15 protein-coding genes are annotated in these 12,913 nt (G+C 61.9%); 5 read left to right on the forward strand and 10 right to left on the reverse strand.

Annotated features, from left to right (window positions below; genetic code table 11):
* The first annotated feature begins 34 nt into the window (after window positions 1-34).
* The 5 genes from PAE61_RS06380 (at window position 35) to pgi (ending at window position 5,554) form a co-directional block, all read left to right on the forward strand.
* The gene (locus tag PAE61_RS06380; protein WP_271114499.1) at window positions 35-1,228 is read left to right on the forward strand and encodes an RSP_2647 family RNA methyltransferase; all 1,194 of its coding nucleotides are present in this window, start codon (window positions 35-37) and stop codon (window positions 1,226-1,228) included.
* A complete protein-coding gene (locus PAE61_RS06385; protein WP_271114500.1) occupies window positions 1,225-1,764 on the forward strand; it encodes an RSP_2648 family PIN domain-containing protein in 540 nt (179 codons plus the stop codon). The genes PAE61_RS06380 and PAE61_RS06385 overlap by 4 nt, the downstream gene beginning before the upstream one ends.
* A gap of 64 nt (window positions 1,765-1,828) precedes the next feature.
* Entirely contained in the window at window positions 1,829-3,277 is a 1,449-nt protein-coding gene (gene zwf, locus PAE61_RS06390) for a glucose-6-phosphate dehydrogenase (RefSeq protein ID WP_271114501.1), read from the forward strand.
* Window positions 3,274-3,942 (forward strand): 6-phosphogluconolactonase, encoded by a 669-nt coding sequence (gene pgl, locus PAE61_RS06395; RefSeq protein ID WP_271114502.1) that lies wholly within the window; start codon window positions 3,274-3,276, stop codon window positions 3,940-3,942. Before zwf ends, pgl begins: the two co-directional genes overlap by 4 nt.
* Complete coding sequence (pgi, locus tag PAE61_RS06400; protein ID WP_271114503.1) at window positions 3,932-5,554, forward strand: glucose-6-phosphate isomerase; 1,623 nt, start codon at window positions 3,932-3,934, stop codon at window positions 5,552-5,554. Before pgl ends, pgi begins: the two co-directional genes overlap by 11 nt.
* Before the next feature lie 43 nt (window positions 5,555-5,597).
* Here the strand turns inward: pgi and PAE61_RS06405 are convergent, their stop codons facing one another.
* The 10 genes from PAE61_RS06405 to PAE61_RS06450 form a co-directional block, all read right to left on the reverse strand.
* A complete protein-coding gene (locus PAE61_RS06405; RefSeq protein WP_271114504.1) occupies window positions 5,598-6,848 on the reverse strand; it encodes an MFS transporter in 1,251 nt (416 codons plus the stop codon).
* Window position 6,849: 1 nt separating this feature from the next.
* The gene (gene eda / locus PAE61_RS06410; protein WP_271114505.1) at window positions 6,850-7,494 is read right to left on the reverse strand and encodes a bifunctional 4-hydroxy-2-oxoglutarate aldolase/2-dehydro-3-deoxy-phosphogluconate aldolase; all 645 of its coding nucleotides are present in this window, start codon (window positions 7,492-7,494) and stop codon (window positions 6,850-6,852) included.
* 71 nt (window positions 7,495-7,565) lie between these two features.
* Entirely contained in the window at window positions 7,566-8,573 is a 1,008-nt protein-coding gene (locus PAE61_RS06415) for a TAXI family TRAP transporter solute-binding subunit (protein ID WP_271114506.1), read from the reverse strand.
* Entirely contained in the window at window positions 8,573-9,109 is a 537-nt protein-coding gene (locus PAE61_RS06420) for a lytic transglycosylase domain-containing protein (protein WP_271114507.1), read from the reverse strand. The genes PAE61_RS06415 and PAE61_RS06420 overlap by 1 nt, the downstream gene beginning before the upstream one ends.
* On the reverse strand, window positions 9,102-10,496 hold the full coding sequence (gene lpdA / locus PAE61_RS06425) for a dihydrolipoyl dehydrogenase (RefSeq protein ID WP_271114508.1): 1,395 nt from the start codon (window positions 10,494-10,496) through the stop codon (window positions 9,102-9,104). The genes PAE61_RS06420 and lpdA overlap by 8 nt, the downstream gene beginning before the upstream one ends.
* A gap of 169 nt (window positions 10,497-10,665) precedes the next feature.
* Window positions 10,666-11,055: an MAPEG family protein gene (locus PAE61_RS06430; protein ID WP_271114509.1), complete on the reverse strand. Its 390-nt coding sequence runs from the start codon at window positions 11,053-11,055 to the stop codon at window positions 10,666-10,668.
* Window positions 11,056-11,102: 47 nt separating this feature from the next.
* The gene (locus PAE61_RS06435; protein ID WP_271114510.1) at window positions 11,103-11,492 is read right to left on the reverse strand and encodes an MAPEG family protein; all 390 of its coding nucleotides are present in this window, start codon (window positions 11,490-11,492) and stop codon (window positions 11,103-11,105) included.
* 2 nt (window positions 11,493-11,494) lie between these two features.
* Window positions 11,495-11,749 (reverse strand): hypothetical protein, encoded by a 255-nt coding sequence (locus PAE61_RS06440; protein WP_271114511.1) that lies wholly within the window; start codon window positions 11,747-11,749, stop codon window positions 11,495-11,497.
* A 3-nt stretch (window positions 11,750-11,752) separates the two neighbouring features.
* A complete protein-coding gene (locus tag PAE61_RS06445) occupies window positions 11,753-12,172 on the reverse strand; it encodes an EVE domain-containing protein (RefSeq protein WP_271114512.1) in 420 nt (139 codons plus the stop codon).
* Between the two features lie 77 nt (window positions 12,173-12,249).
* The gene (locus PAE61_RS06450) at window positions 12,250-12,774 is read right to left on the reverse strand and encodes a GNAT family N-acetyltransferase (protein WP_271114513.1); all 525 of its coding nucleotides are present in this window, start codon (window positions 12,772-12,774) and stop codon (window positions 12,250-12,252) included.
* Between the last annotated feature and the right edge of the window lie 139 nt (window positions 12,775-12,913).

The raw sequence follows: 12,913 nt of genomic DNA on the forward strand, positions 1-12,913 counted from the left end.
CGTGTCACATCGGGGGCAAGTGAAAGGACCCGTCATGACATCGCTTCCCGTAATCCGCCTGCGCCCGAAGACGAAACCGCAGGCAATCCGACATGGTTTTCCCTGGGTCTTCGCGGATGAGGTGGTAACAGACCGTCGCACCCGGGCGCTCGCTCCGGGAAGTTTCGCCGTGCTGGAGGACCCCGAGCGGCGGCCAATGGCGCTTGTGACCGTCAACCCCGAATCAAAGATCATCGCGCGGGTCATGGACCCCGATCCCGAGACGCGCATCGATGCCGACTGGCTGAGCGCCCGGCTGGACCGCGCCCTTGCCATGCGCGAAAAAATCTATGACGCGCCGTTCTATCGTCTGATCCATGCCGAGGCGGATGGGCTGCCCGGGCTGATCGTCGACCGCTTCGGCGACACGGTCGTCATGCAGCCCAATGCCGCATGGTCGGATGTGATGGCGGATCAGATTGCGGCGGATCTTGTTTCAGTTGCCGGGGTCAGGAATGTGATCCTGAACGGTCAGGGCCGTGCGCGGGGGCTGGAGGGATTGGCAGAGCGGATGGATGTGCTTGCCGGGGAAGCACCGTCCTCGCCGATCCGGGTGCCGATGAATGGCGCGGTCTATATGGCCGATGTGATGGGCGGGCAGAAAACGGGGCTGTTCTTCGATCAGCGGCCAAACCACGCATTCGCTCAGAAACTTGCCTCGGGCAGGGTGCTGGACGTGTTCAGCCATGTTGGCGGGTTCGGTCTGGCGATGCTGGCGGCGGGTGCTGAACATGCCACGCTGGTGGACGGATCGGAACCCGCATTGGCGCTTGCCCGAGAGGGTGCCTCGGCGATGGAAATGACCGACCGGATCGAGACGCGGCAGCAGGACGCCTTCGCCGCGATGGAGGCTCTCGCCGAGGAGGGCAGGCAATTCGATGTGGTCATCTGCGACCCGCCAGCCTTCGCGCCCTCGAAACAGGCCTTGCAGGCGGGGTTGCGTGCCTATGAGCGTGTTGCAAAACTGGCCGCGCCGCTGGTGGCTGCGGGCGGGTATCTGGGGCTATGCTCATGCAGCCATGCCGCCGATCTGACCAGTTTCCGGAACGTCTCGGCGCGGGGGATCGGCAGGGGAGGCCGCCGGGGTCAGTTGATCCATACAGGGCAGGCCGGGCCGGATCATCCGACGTTGCCTCAGCTTGCGGAGACGGGCTATCTCAAGGCGTTGTTCTTCCGGCTTGACGGATGATCGCGGTTCTCGATGCCTGCGTCTTATTCCCGACGATCCTGCGCGAGATCCTGACGGATGCCGCTGAAGAAGGGCTATACCGCGCCGTCTGGTCCGAGCGTATCCTGCGTGAATGGACCCGCGCAGCAGCCCGTCCCGGTCCTGTGGATGCCGATATCGCCAGTGCCGAGGCGGCGGCGCTGCGCGACCGTTTCCCCGATGCCGCCATCGAGGCGGATGAGGATCTGGCGCGTGGTCTCGATCTGCCGGACCCTGCGGACAGGCATGTCGTCGCGGCGGCGATGCAGGCCGAGGCCGATCAGATCGTGACCTTCAACCTGCGCGATTTTCCGCGTCCCGCCATGTCCGCAGCCGGTCTTCGCGCCATCCATCCCGATGCGTTCCTGACGGGATTATGGGCCGAAAATCCCGATATCCTCGCGGGGATCGTCGTAAATACCCATGCGAAAGCCATCCGGCTTGGCAGCGAAATGGAGTTGCGCAGCATGTTGAAACGTGCGCGGCTGCCGAGATTGGGCAAGGCGCTGACCCGCTGACATTCCTGCGGGTTGCTGATAACGCTAACATCGGTTACGCAAAGCATCATTCAAGGAGGTGCACATGGTCGTGAGAACCATTCCTGTCGACGATTTCGATCTGGTTATTTTCGGCGCGACCGGCGATCTCGCCCGCCGCAAGATCCTTCCGGGGCTGTATCGCCGCTTTCTGGCCGGGCAGATGCCTCCGTCAGCCCGGATCATCGGGGCGGCCCGTTCCGATAACTCGGACGAAGAATTCCGCAAGGAAACCCGCGCCGCTATCGAGGAATTCGCCCCGAAAGCGGATAAAAGCGAACTGAACGCGTTTCTGAGCCAGCTTCACTATGTCCCGATCGACGCCAAGGGACCGGGTGGCTGGGACAGTTTGAAAACGCTAATGCGCGATTCCGTGGTGCGGGCGTTTTATTTCTCGGTTGCGCCGTCGCTTTTCGGGGATCTGGCGCAGCGCCTGTCGGAATATGGGATCGCCGACAAGAACAGCCGGATCGTGGTCGAAAAGCCCTTTGGCCGGGACCTCGCCTCGGCGCGGGCGCTGAATGCAACGCTGGCCGAGCATTTCGCCGAGGGGCAGATTTACCGGATCGACCATTATCTGGGCAAGGAAACCGTTCAGAACCTGATGGCGGTGCGGTTTGCGAATATCCTTTTCGAGCCGCTCTGGAACGCGCAATATGTGGATCACGTCCAGATCACCGTGTCCGAAACCGTCGGCGTTGGCGGGCGCGGCGGCTATTACGACCAGTCAGGGGCGATGCGCGATATGGTGCAGAACCATCTGATGCAGCTTCTCTGCCTGACCGCGATGGAGCCGCCCTATCATTTCGATCCGGATGCGGTGCGCGATGAAAAGCTGAAAGTCATCCGTGCGCTTGAGCCGGTCAGCCCCTCGGAAATCGTCCGGGGCCAGTATCAGGCCGACGGGGAAGAGCCGGGATATCTTGAAGATGCCGAAAACCCCGACAGCCGGACGGAAAGCTTTGTTGCGCTGAAGGTGCGGATTTCGAACTGGCGTTGGCAGAATACGCCGTTTTACCTGCGGACCGGCAAGAAAATGCGCTCTCGTACCAGTGAGATCGTGGTCAGCTTCAAAGAGCCGCCGCATTCCATTTTCGATGAAAGCAGTCAGCGGCGTCCCAATCAGCTTGTGATCAAGCTTCAGCCGGATGAAGGTATGGTCATGACCGTGATGATCAAAGAGCCGGGCCCCGGCGGGATGCGCCTGATGCAGGTGCCTCTGGATATGTCCTTCGCGGATACGTTCGGGCCGGACGGGGCGGATATGCCCGACGCCTATGAGCGTCTGGTGATGGATGTCATCCGTGGCAACCAGACCCTGTTCATGCGCGGAGATGAGGTCGAGGCCGCATGGGCCTGGGCCGATCCCATTATCGAGGCATGGGATTCCGCCAAGACACTGCCTGAACCCTATGATGCGGGTTCCTCGGGCCCCGAAGAGGCGCTTGGCCTGATGCATCGCGACAACCGACGCTGGAGGGAGATTCGCGCATGACCGATATCAAGACCTATCCCGACCGTGAACTGATGGCGCTGTCGCTTGCCGACAGGATCGCCGGCGAATTGCGGCAAAATCTCGAAGCGGTCGGAGCGACCAGCCTGTGCGTCCCCGGAGGCTCGACGCCCTCCCAGATGTTCCGGGCGCTGTCGGATCTGCCGCTGGACTGGAAAAATGTCACCATCTTCCTGAATGACGAAAGATGGGTGGATGCGGGCAATCCGCGCTCGAATTCCGCGATGATCCGCAAAACCCTGCTGACGGGTCCTGCGGAAGCCGCGCATTATCTGGATCTCTATACCGGAGAGGCGACGCCCGAAGACGCGGCCCCCGCCCTGTCAGAGCAGATAAAACCGCATCTGCCGATCACCGTGCTGGTGCTCGGCATGGGCGATGACAAGCACACGGCCAGCCTCTTTCCCGGTGCGCCGGGTCTGGGGGCGCTTCTGGCGAATGACGCGCCGCCGGTCATGGCGGCGAGCGGCGGGGCAGAGCCGCGTATCACCCTGACCGCCCCGGCGCTGCATTCGGCGCTGAACACGCATATCATGATCACCGGCGCCGAAAAACGCGCCGCACTTGACGCTGCGATGGGTGCCGACCCCGAGACAGCGCCGATCTCAGCCTTTCTTCGTCAAGCAACGGTGCATTATGCCGAATGATCTTGAACCGATCTGGTCCCGTCTTGAAGCCCTCCGCCCGTCGGGGGATCAGCGCATCACATCGCTGTTCGACAATGATCCCGACCGGGCCGAAGATTTCCGGGTGGTCGTGGATGGCCTGATCTTCGATTATTCCAAGACCAGTATCGACGCCGAAGCCCGCGCCGCGCTGCTTGAACTGGCGGCAGGCGTTCCGTCGCGCCGGGATGCGATGTTCTCTGGCAGGCGCATCAATGAAACCGAGGACCGGGCGGTCCTGCATACGGCGCTGCGCAACTTTGATACCCCGCTGACAATCGACGGAGAGGATGTCAGCGCTGAGGTCTCAGGGACGCTTGACCGGATGTCGGAATTCGCGAAGGCGGTTCGTGACGGCAGCTTCACCGGGCAGGGCGGACGGATCACCGATATCGTAAATATCGGCATTGGCGGCTCGGATCTGGGTCCGGCAATGGCGGCGCTTGCCCTGTCGCCCTATCATGACGGGCCGCGTACGCATTTCGTGTCAAATGTGGATTCTGCGGATATTGCCGACACACTGACCGGGCTGAACCCCGAAACCACGCTGATCATTGTAGCCTCGAAAACCTTCACCACAATCGAGACGATGACCAATGCGCAGACGGCGCTGAACTGGATGAAGGACAAGGTCTCAGAGCCTTCCGCGCAATTCGCCGCGCTTTCATCCTCTGCCGAGCGCACGACGGAATGGGGTATCGACGCCTCCCGCGTGTTTGGCTTCGCGGATTGGGTCGGCGGGCGGTACTCGATGTGGGGACCGATCGGGGTGTCGCTGATGATCGCCATCGGGCCTGATAATTTCCGCGAATTCCTGCGCGGCGGCGCGGCGATGGATGCGCATTTCCGCGATGCGCCTCTGGAGCGGAATATGCCGGTCCTGCTGGGACTGGTCGGCATCTGGCACTATCAGATCAATAATTACCCGACGCGGGCCGTTCTGCCCTATGATAACCGTCTGATGCGGCTGCCGGCCTATCTGCAACAGCTTGAGATGGAATCGAACGGCAAGCGTGTCGCGATGGACGGCTCCGAACTGACCCGCAATTCCGGTCCCGTTGTCTGGGGTGAGCCGGGGACGAACGGGCAGCATGCTTTCTATCAGCTGATCCATCAGGGTACGCAGATCGTCCCCTGTGAGTTCATCGCCGCCGCGCGGGGGCATGAGCCGGATCTGGATCATCACCACAAGCTTTTGCTGGCCAATTGTCTGGCCCAGTCAGAGGCGCTGATGTGCGGCCGCGATCTGGACACCGCCCGCGAGCTGATGACGGCCAAGGGGCTGAGCGGCGATGAGCTGGAACGTCAGGCTCGCCATCGCGTCTTCCCCGGCAACCGACCCTCTACGACCCTGCTGATGGAACAGCTTACGCCCTTCACGCTCGGCCAGATCGTCGCGCTTTACGAGCATCGGGTTTTTGTCGAAGGGACGATTTTCGGTATTAACAGCTTCGATCAATGGGGCGTCGAGTTGGGCAAGGAATTGGCGCTGAAAGTCGCCCCGTTGCTGGACGGAAAGCCCTCGCCGGATCATGATCCTTCGACGCAGGCTCTTGCGGACCAGATCCTGAAAATGCGGGCCGGGACCCGGTAAAGAACCGATCCGCCGCGACGTATCGCCTGAAATGTCGCGGCTTCTATACCTGTACGGGTTTCGGACGCATCCGCAGCCAGATCAGCGCCGCGCCCGCAAGGATCAGAAACGGCACCATCGCCAGATTCACCGCGCTCCACCCCGCCTGCGCATCGACCGCGCCCGAGCAGTTCATCAGACCGCCCGACGACAGCGAGGCAAGGAACACGCCGCTGAACACGACCAGATCGTTAAGTCCCTGCACTTTGCCGCGCTCTTCCGGGCTGTGGGCGCGGGCGACCATTGCGGTTGCGCCGATAAAGCCGAAATTCCAGCCGAGTCCCAACAGGATCAGCGTGCCGTAGAACTGCCCGATCTCAACCCCGCTCAGCGCGACGGCGCCTGCCGTGGTCAGGATCAGCAACCCTGTCGCCACGATCCTGGCCGCTCCGAAACGGGCGATGAGATGGCCGGTGAAGAAAGACGGGATGAACATCGCCAGCACATGGGCCGAGACCACATTCGAGGCCTGATTCTGGCTCAGCCCGCAGCCGACCATCGCGATCGGGGTCGAGGTCATGACCAGATTCATCAGCGCATAAGACACCATTCCGCACACCATCGCGACGATGATCTGAGGATCACGCAGGATCTGCGAGGTCGTGCGCCCGGCAGGCTGACCGCCCTCGTCACCATCGCGCTGCGGCGGTGGCAGATCCAGCAGCAGAAACAAGGCCGCGCCGACCACGTTCAGGACCGCAACCGATGCATAGGTGTAGATAAACGGTATCGCCGTCATCTCTCCAGTCATGCGGACCAGAGCGGGGCCGATGATCGCCGAGGCCAGTCCGCCTGCCAGAACATAGCTGATCGCGCGGGCCTCGAACGAGGGCGGCGCTGTATCCGTCGCTGCGAAGCGGAAAAAACCCTGCGCCGCCATATAGACGCCGGTCAGCAGCGAACCCAGCAGATACAGCAGAAAGCTGCCCTGAAGTAACCCATACAGCGCGATCAGCGCACCGGCGGCGCCCGATCCGGCGGCAAGCTGGAACCCGGCAAGACGGCCGTAACGCTGCATCAGCCCCGAAAGCGGCCTTGCACTGAGCGCGGACCCCAGAACCACCATCGAAATCGGAAGCGTCGCCAGACAGGGATTCGGCGCAAGCATCTGCCCGGCAAGCCCGCCCATGATGAAGACCATCGGCATTTGTGCGCCCATCAAGGCCTGCGCCGCGATCAGAACTGCGACATTCCGGCGGGCACGCCGCATGATCGCGGGGTTTTCCGACCCGTCGGTTGTGCTTGCCGCGGTCATTTCAGCGCTGTCGCAAATGCGACGCGCTGCGGGCCCGGCTTTCAATGCCCTGCCAGTCCCCGTCGGCAATCGCGGCGCCAGAGGCAACCCAGCTCGATCCGACACAGATCACATTCGGCAGCGACAAATAGCTGCCCGCATTATCCGGCGTCACCCCGCCTGTCGGGCAGAAGGTAACATGGGGCAGGGGACCGGCCAGAGCCTTCAGCGCAGGCGCCCCGCCCGAGGTCTCTGCCGGAAAGAATTTCAGCATGTCATAGCCGTATTCGGCGGCCTGCATGACCTCGGATGCAGTGACCGACCCTGGCAGCAAGGGCAGCGAGGCCTCCTCGCAGGCGCGGATCAGCGTCTCGGTCGCACCCGGAGCGACGGCGAATGAGGCACCCGCATCCTTGGCCCGATAGACCTGATCCGGGGTCAGCACTGTACCGGCCCCTACATGACCGCCTTCGACCTTCGACATGGCCCTGATCGCATCCAGAGCAGCATCGGTCCGCAAGGTCACCTCCAGCACCGGCAGCCCGCCCGAGATCAGCGCGGTGGCAAGCGGCTCGGCCCGTGTGGCATCGTCGATGACGATCACGGGAATGACCGGGGCCAGTTCGCAGATTTTGCGCGTATGTTCGGACTGCGTCTTGGGATTCATGACCGGATCTCCTGAAGTGTCGTTTTGGAACGTGAACCGGATGGCAGAGCCATGCAAGGCCGACAGGGCCTCTATTTCAGCAATCCTGCCTCACGGTAATATCTTTCAGCCCCAGGATGTAACGGAATCGCGATACCGTTCAAGGCGTTATTGCGGATGATGCGTCGCCCGACCGGATGGCCATAGGCAAGCTGGCGCATCGTGTAATCGTTCCACAGGACCCGGGTGATCGCATAGATCAGATCGTCCGGCTGCTCTGCGGCTGTCAGCCACAGCGCCCCGACCGACAGCGTCGCGACATCCTGTTCGACCCCACGATAGGCCCCCCGGGGCAATGTGCCGGGCAGGAAGAAGGCGCGGGGTCCGGTCAGCCTGGCGACGACCTCATCGCTGACAGGGACCAGAGTCACATCCGCCTGACCGGCAAGCTGACTGATCGCCGGAGCAGGATAACCGCCGACAAAGAAAAACACATCGAGCTCTCCGGCCTGCATTGCGGCGGCGGCACGCGCGGCGGGCAGATGCAGGACGGTCATATCCTCATCCTTCAGCCCGGCAGCATCCAGCACCAGCCGCGCATCCACCAGAGTCCCCGAGCCGGGTTCATCCAGCGAGACCCGCTTGCCGCGAAGATCCGCCAGCGTCTCCACCCCGGCATCCTTCCGCGCGACGATATGCAGCGTTTCGGGATAGAGGCTTGCAATGGCGCGAAGATTGGCGATGGCAGGCAGTCCGGCGAAATTGCCCGTGCCGGTCTGCGCCCAATAGGCGACATCGGCCTGCGCGAAGCCCGATTCCAATGCGCCTTTCCCGATCGCCTCGACATTCTCGACAGACCCGGCCGAAGCCACGGCCGAGGCCAGCAATCCCGGAACCCCACAATACCCGCCATCGCTGCATTCCGCAGCGCCGGGCGGGTTGGAAATCGCCGCCGCGATGATTCCGCCGATGGGGTAATATGTGCCTGCGGTCGATCCGTTGCCGATCCTGAAGAAACGCAGCTCTGGCCGGTTGTCCTGCGCGGTTGCGGGCAATGCATATGCCACCAGGACCGCAAGCAGGACAAGGAGCCGGCGCATCAGCTTCTCAGCCCCGTTTCTTCAAGCAGGCCCTTGCGCTTCGCCTCATAGTAATAGCCACGCGCATACCACATCACCGCCTCGTCCTGATTGCCGTCCGCGACAATATAGGCGCCGCGCAGATATTTCCCGGCATAGTTCAGATTCGTATCGGCATCGAGAAGCCCTGCCGGGGACCCGCGATATCCCATCGTCCGCGCTGTCTGGGGCAGGATCTGCATCAGCCCGTAATAAGGCCCGTTGCGGGCATTGGCACGATAATCCGACTCGCGCTGTACCACCTTGTGCATCAGCGAGGCCGGAATACCGTGATAAGAGGACCAGTAATTGATCTTGCGCCGCATTTCCGGCGTCTCACCGGGATACAGCGACTGCGTTACAGCAACCTCCGGTGCCTCGCCCGGCCCGCCGCCGCATGCCGCCAGTGTCAGCAGGCCAAGCAGCGCCCCTCTCCGGCTTATCACACTGGCGGAAATATCCCGTGGGGAGGCCGTCAGGCCGGGGGGCAGCGCCCCCCTGAGGCCGCGCTCAGACATGGATCGGGCCATCTCCAAGCGCCAGTGCCGCCTCGCGCACCGCTTCCGAGGTGGTCGGATGGGCGTGACAGGTCAGCGCCACATCCTCTGCCGAGGCCCCGAACTCCATCGCGACGCAGATTTCATGGATCATCTCGCCCGCATTCGGTCCGATGATATGGCAGCCCAGAATCCGGTCGGTTTCGGCATCGGCCACGATCTTCACGAAACCATCGCCTTGGAACATCGCCTTGGCGCGCGCATTGCCGAGGAAGGGGAATTTCCCGGTTTTCACCTTGCGCCCGGTCTCTTTCGCGGCGGCCTCGGTCAGTCCGACGCTCGCGACTTCGGGAGAGGTGTAAATCACACTTGGAATGACATCGTAATTCACATGTCCGGCCTTGCCTGCGATGATTTCGGCCACGGCCATGCCCTCATCTTCGGCCTTATGGGCCAGCATCGGGCCGGGAACGGCATCGCCGATCGCATAGATGCCCTTGACGCTGGTCGCCCAATGATCGTCGATCTTCACCTGACCGCGATCGGTCAGCTCGACACCGGCCTTGTCCAGCCCCAGACCCTCGATATAGGGGCGGCGGCCCGTGGCCAGCAGGACCACATCGGCCTCGGCTGTCTGCTCGCTGTCATCCTTGCGCAGCTTATAGGTCACTTTCGCCGTGCCGTCGGTCATTGTCGCGGACTGAACGGCTGCGCCGAGGACGAATTTCATGCCCTGTTTGCCAAGGATTTTCTGGAACTGCTTCTGAACCTCGGCATCCATGCCGGGAGTAACCGCGTCCAGATATTCGATCACCGTAACCTCGGCCCCGAGACGGGCATAAACCGATCCAAGCTCAAGCCCGATCACACCCGCGCCGATGACGATCATGGTCTTCGGCAGCTTCGGCAGGGTCAGCGCACCGGTCGAATCCACGATGACACCGCCCGCATTGTCTATCTCGACGCCTTTCAGCGGGCTTGGTTCGGAGCCGGTGGCGATGACGATATTCTTCGTCTCATAGCTGTCCTCGCCCACTTTCACCTTGCCCGGCGCAGTGATCTCGGCCCACCCCTTGATCCAGTCGATCTTGTTCTTCTTGAACAGGAACTCGATCCCCTTGGTATTCGTCTCGACCGTTTCGGCCTTGTAGGACTGCATGATCGTCCAGTCGACCGAGGGTTCTTCGCCCATCAGGCCCATTTTCTCGAAATTATGTCCCGCCTCGTGGAACATATGCGAGGCGTGAAGCAGTGCCTTTGACGGGATGCAGCCGACATTCAGGCAGGTGCCGCCCAGAGTTCCGCGCCCCTCGATCACAGCCGTCTTGAGGCCAAGCTGAGCGGCGCGAATGGCGCATACATAACCGCCGGGGCCGGCGCCGATGACGATGAGGTCGTAGCTGGACATAAAGATCTCCTTCAGAATTCTGTCCGCCTTGCCGCGTTACAAGCAGGGGCTTGTGTTGTGCTTACACAAGGGCGCAGGCGGTTTCACCTGTAAATTACCGGAAAGTTTTCGCAAGATCGCGAGGGGTGCTGTCCTGCCGCCGCGCCTGCTTTCGCCAACTGGCCGGGCTTCAGAACAGGGTCGCAAACAGCATCACCAGAGACGCCATGAAACCACAGGCCCAGATCACGCTGCGCCAGGGTGACCAGCCAAGCGCATAGGCGGGAATATACAGCACCCGCGCCAGAAGATAGATCCACGCAGATGCCGCCGTAACGGCGCTTTCCTGTCCCGACGCGGTGACGACGACAACGGCGATGGTGAAGAAAACCAGCCCCTCGAAGTGATTATTCACCGCCCGGCGCAGCCTTCCGGTCAGGGCCGAGAATTCGGGCTGGCTGTCGCGCGGGCCGGTATTCCACGTCGCACCCACATCGGAGTTCATGACCATTCCGGCCAGACCGATCTGGAACGCCTGCAACAACGCCGCGAGGGCAAGTACCGTCAGTTCGGCGGCCATGTGATGTCCTTGTAATATATCATCAATATCTCATGATCCGATCAGTATCAGAACAAGGCGGCAAGGATCATGATCATGGTGGCGAAGAAGCCAACGGCAAAGATGACCGAGCGCCACGGCGTCCAGCCCAACGCATAGGCCGGTACATAAAGCACCCGCGCGATCAGATAAAGCCAGGCACAGATGGCGGTCAGCCCCGATTGCGCCTCGCCCAGTGTCACCACGACCACGGCGATGGTGAACAGGCTCAACCCCTCGAAATGGTTGCTCAGCGCCCTTTGCAACCGTCCCGTGACTGCTGACATGGCGACCGGCTTGTCGCGCGGCCCCATCGTGACTGCCGGTCCCAGTTCCAGATTGGCGCGGACGGCGAAGATGGCGAACTGGCAGGCCTGAAGCAGCGCTGCCAGAGCCAGTACGGTCAGTTCGGTCGTCATGCTCAGGCCGTTTCCAGCGTATGCGCCTCGGCAGAGCTGACCCCGGCCAAAGAGTTGAATGCACCCGCTGCGCCGTCCAGATAATCACGGGCCTTTTTCGCGTCATGCAGATCGAACAGCGCCCATGCGCTTGAGTTGCTCTCACGCCAGAGTTGCAGCAGGCTGAGCCCGTTATTGCTGCGATCCTCTGAGTCGCCGTCAAAGGCGGATTTGAACTTGGCGTAATCCGAGATCTTGTAGTTGATGAGCATCTGCATCGCTTACTCCTTCAGCATGGCGCTGCGGATGGTGCGGCCATCCGCCTCTGAAATTTCGAACAGCCCGCGGCGGGCCAGCATGCCCCAGTTTCCACGGGTGAATTCAAGCATGCTTCTCAACGAGGCGACTGGCGTTTCGGTTGCGTCCACCCAGTCGATATCGCGACGGAAACCCATCATGCCGGGCCGCATTTCGGCCTGATAGGGCGGTGCATCCCGGACCGTGCCAAGGGCCGTGAAGGCTTGCAGCGTCTCGCCATCCGGGTAGGCTGTTTTCGGAGAGTAATAAATCAGCGTGTCCCCGGGGCTGAGCCGTTTCAGCGGCGCAAGCTTGCCGTGATTCAGCATGGCGAAACCGGCTCTGACACCGATCATGACGTGATTACGGCTGACGACTCCGACCAAGTGGCGCGGATTGGTCATATCTTTTCCTTATGCTGCGAAGGGGGGCGAAACATGTGCACCGGATGTACACAGCCTGTACACATGGCATATGCCCGTCAATCCTTGCCCGCATCCGGCTGCTGCCGGTCGTCCAGAGCCAGTTGCAGGAAGGCAAGATCGAGCCAGCGTCCGAACTTGGCCCCGACCTGAGGCAGCAGGCCGACATGCTGAAACCCCAGCCTCTCATGCAGCCTGATCGAGGCAATATTCCCGGCCTCGATCCCGGCGACCATGACATGTTTTCCCATCCCTCGCGCCCGCGCGATCAACTCACGCATCAGAGCCCCGCCCAGACCGGCACCCCGTCCATCTTTTGCGACATAGACGGAATGCTCGACTGTGTGACGATAGCCGTCAAAGGCCCGCCAATCCCCGAAAGAGGCATAGCCAAGCACATCACCCTCTGAGGAAACGGCAACCAGCACCGGATAGCCCGATTGCTGCCGGTCAGCCAGCCACGCGCGGCGGTTCGCCGCATCGACCGGGGTTTCGTTCCAGGTGGCGGTCGAGTTGATCACCGCATCATTGTAGATTGAGAGAATGGCGCGGATATCGTCTTCCGTCGCGTCGCGTATTTGCATGATGAATTCCTGCACTGATCATCTGCCGCCAAGCTGGATCAGCGCTGTGCCAGAGGAAATATCCGGCGCAGGCGTAAGGCGCTGACAGTCAAGGTCGGTATCTTGCGATAAAAACAGAGCGCGGCAAGACCTGCCGCGC

It is taken from the genome of Paracoccus aerodenitrificans, from assembly GCF_027913215.1.
Classification (GTDB): Bacteria; Pseudomonadota; Alphaproteobacteria; order Rhodobacterales; family Rhodobacteraceae; genus Paracoccus; species Paracoccus aerodenitrificans.

Coding starts and splice junctions, on each gene's coding strand:
- PAE61_RS06380 (WP_271114499.1), top strand. CDS start 35: ATGACATCGCTTCCCGTAATCCGCCTGCGCCCGAAGACGAAACCGCAG.
- PAE61_RS06385 (WP_271114500.1), top strand. CDS start 1,225: ATGATCGCGGTTCTCGATGCCTGCGTCTTATTCCCGACGATCCTGCGC.
- zwf (WP_271114501.1), top strand. CDS start 1,829: ATGGTCGTGAGAACCATTCCTGTCGACGATTTCGATCTGGTTATTTTC.
- pgl (WP_271114502.1), top strand. CDS start 3,274: ATGACCGATATCAAGACCTATCCCGACCGTGAACTGATGGCGCTGTCG.
- pgi (WP_271114503.1), top strand. CDS start 3,932: ATGCCGAATGATCTTGAACCGATCTGGTCCCGTCTTGAAGCCCTCCGC.
- PAE61_RS06405 (WP_271114504.1), bottom strand. CDS start 6,848: ATGACCGCGGCAAGCACAACCGACGGGTCGGAAAACCCCGCGATCATG.
- eda (WP_271114505.1), bottom strand. CDS start 7,494: ATGAATCCCAAGACGCAGTCCGAACATACGCGCAAAATCTGCGAACTG.
- PAE61_RS06415 (WP_271114506.1), bottom strand. CDS start 8,573: ATGCGCCGGCTCCTTGTCCTGCTTGCGGTCCTGGTGGCATATGCATTG.
- PAE61_RS06420 (WP_271114507.1), bottom strand. CDS start 9,109: ATGTCTGAGCGCGGCCTCAGGGGGGCGCTGCCCCCCGGCCTGACGGCC.
- lpdA (WP_271114508.1), bottom strand. CDS start 10,496: ATGTCCAGCTACGACCTCATCGTCATCGGCGCCGGCCCCGGCGGTTAT.
- PAE61_RS06430 (WP_271114509.1), bottom strand. CDS start 11,055: ATGGCCGCCGAACTGACGGTACTTGCCCTCGCGGCGTTGTTGCAGGCG.
- PAE61_RS06435 (WP_271114510.1), bottom strand. CDS start 11,492: ATGACGACCGAACTGACCGTACTGGCTCTGGCAGCGCTGCTTCAGGCC.
- PAE61_RS06440 (WP_271114511.1), bottom strand. CDS start 11,749: ATGCAGATGCTCATCAACTACAAGATCTCGGATTACGCCAAGTTCAAA.
- PAE61_RS06445 (WP_271114512.1), bottom strand. CDS start 12,172: ATGACCAATCCGCGCCACTTGGTCGGAGTCGTCAGCCGTAATCACGTC.
- PAE61_RS06450 (WP_271114513.1), bottom strand. CDS start 12,774: ATGCAAATACGCGACGCGACGGAAGACGATATCCGCGCCATTCTCTCA.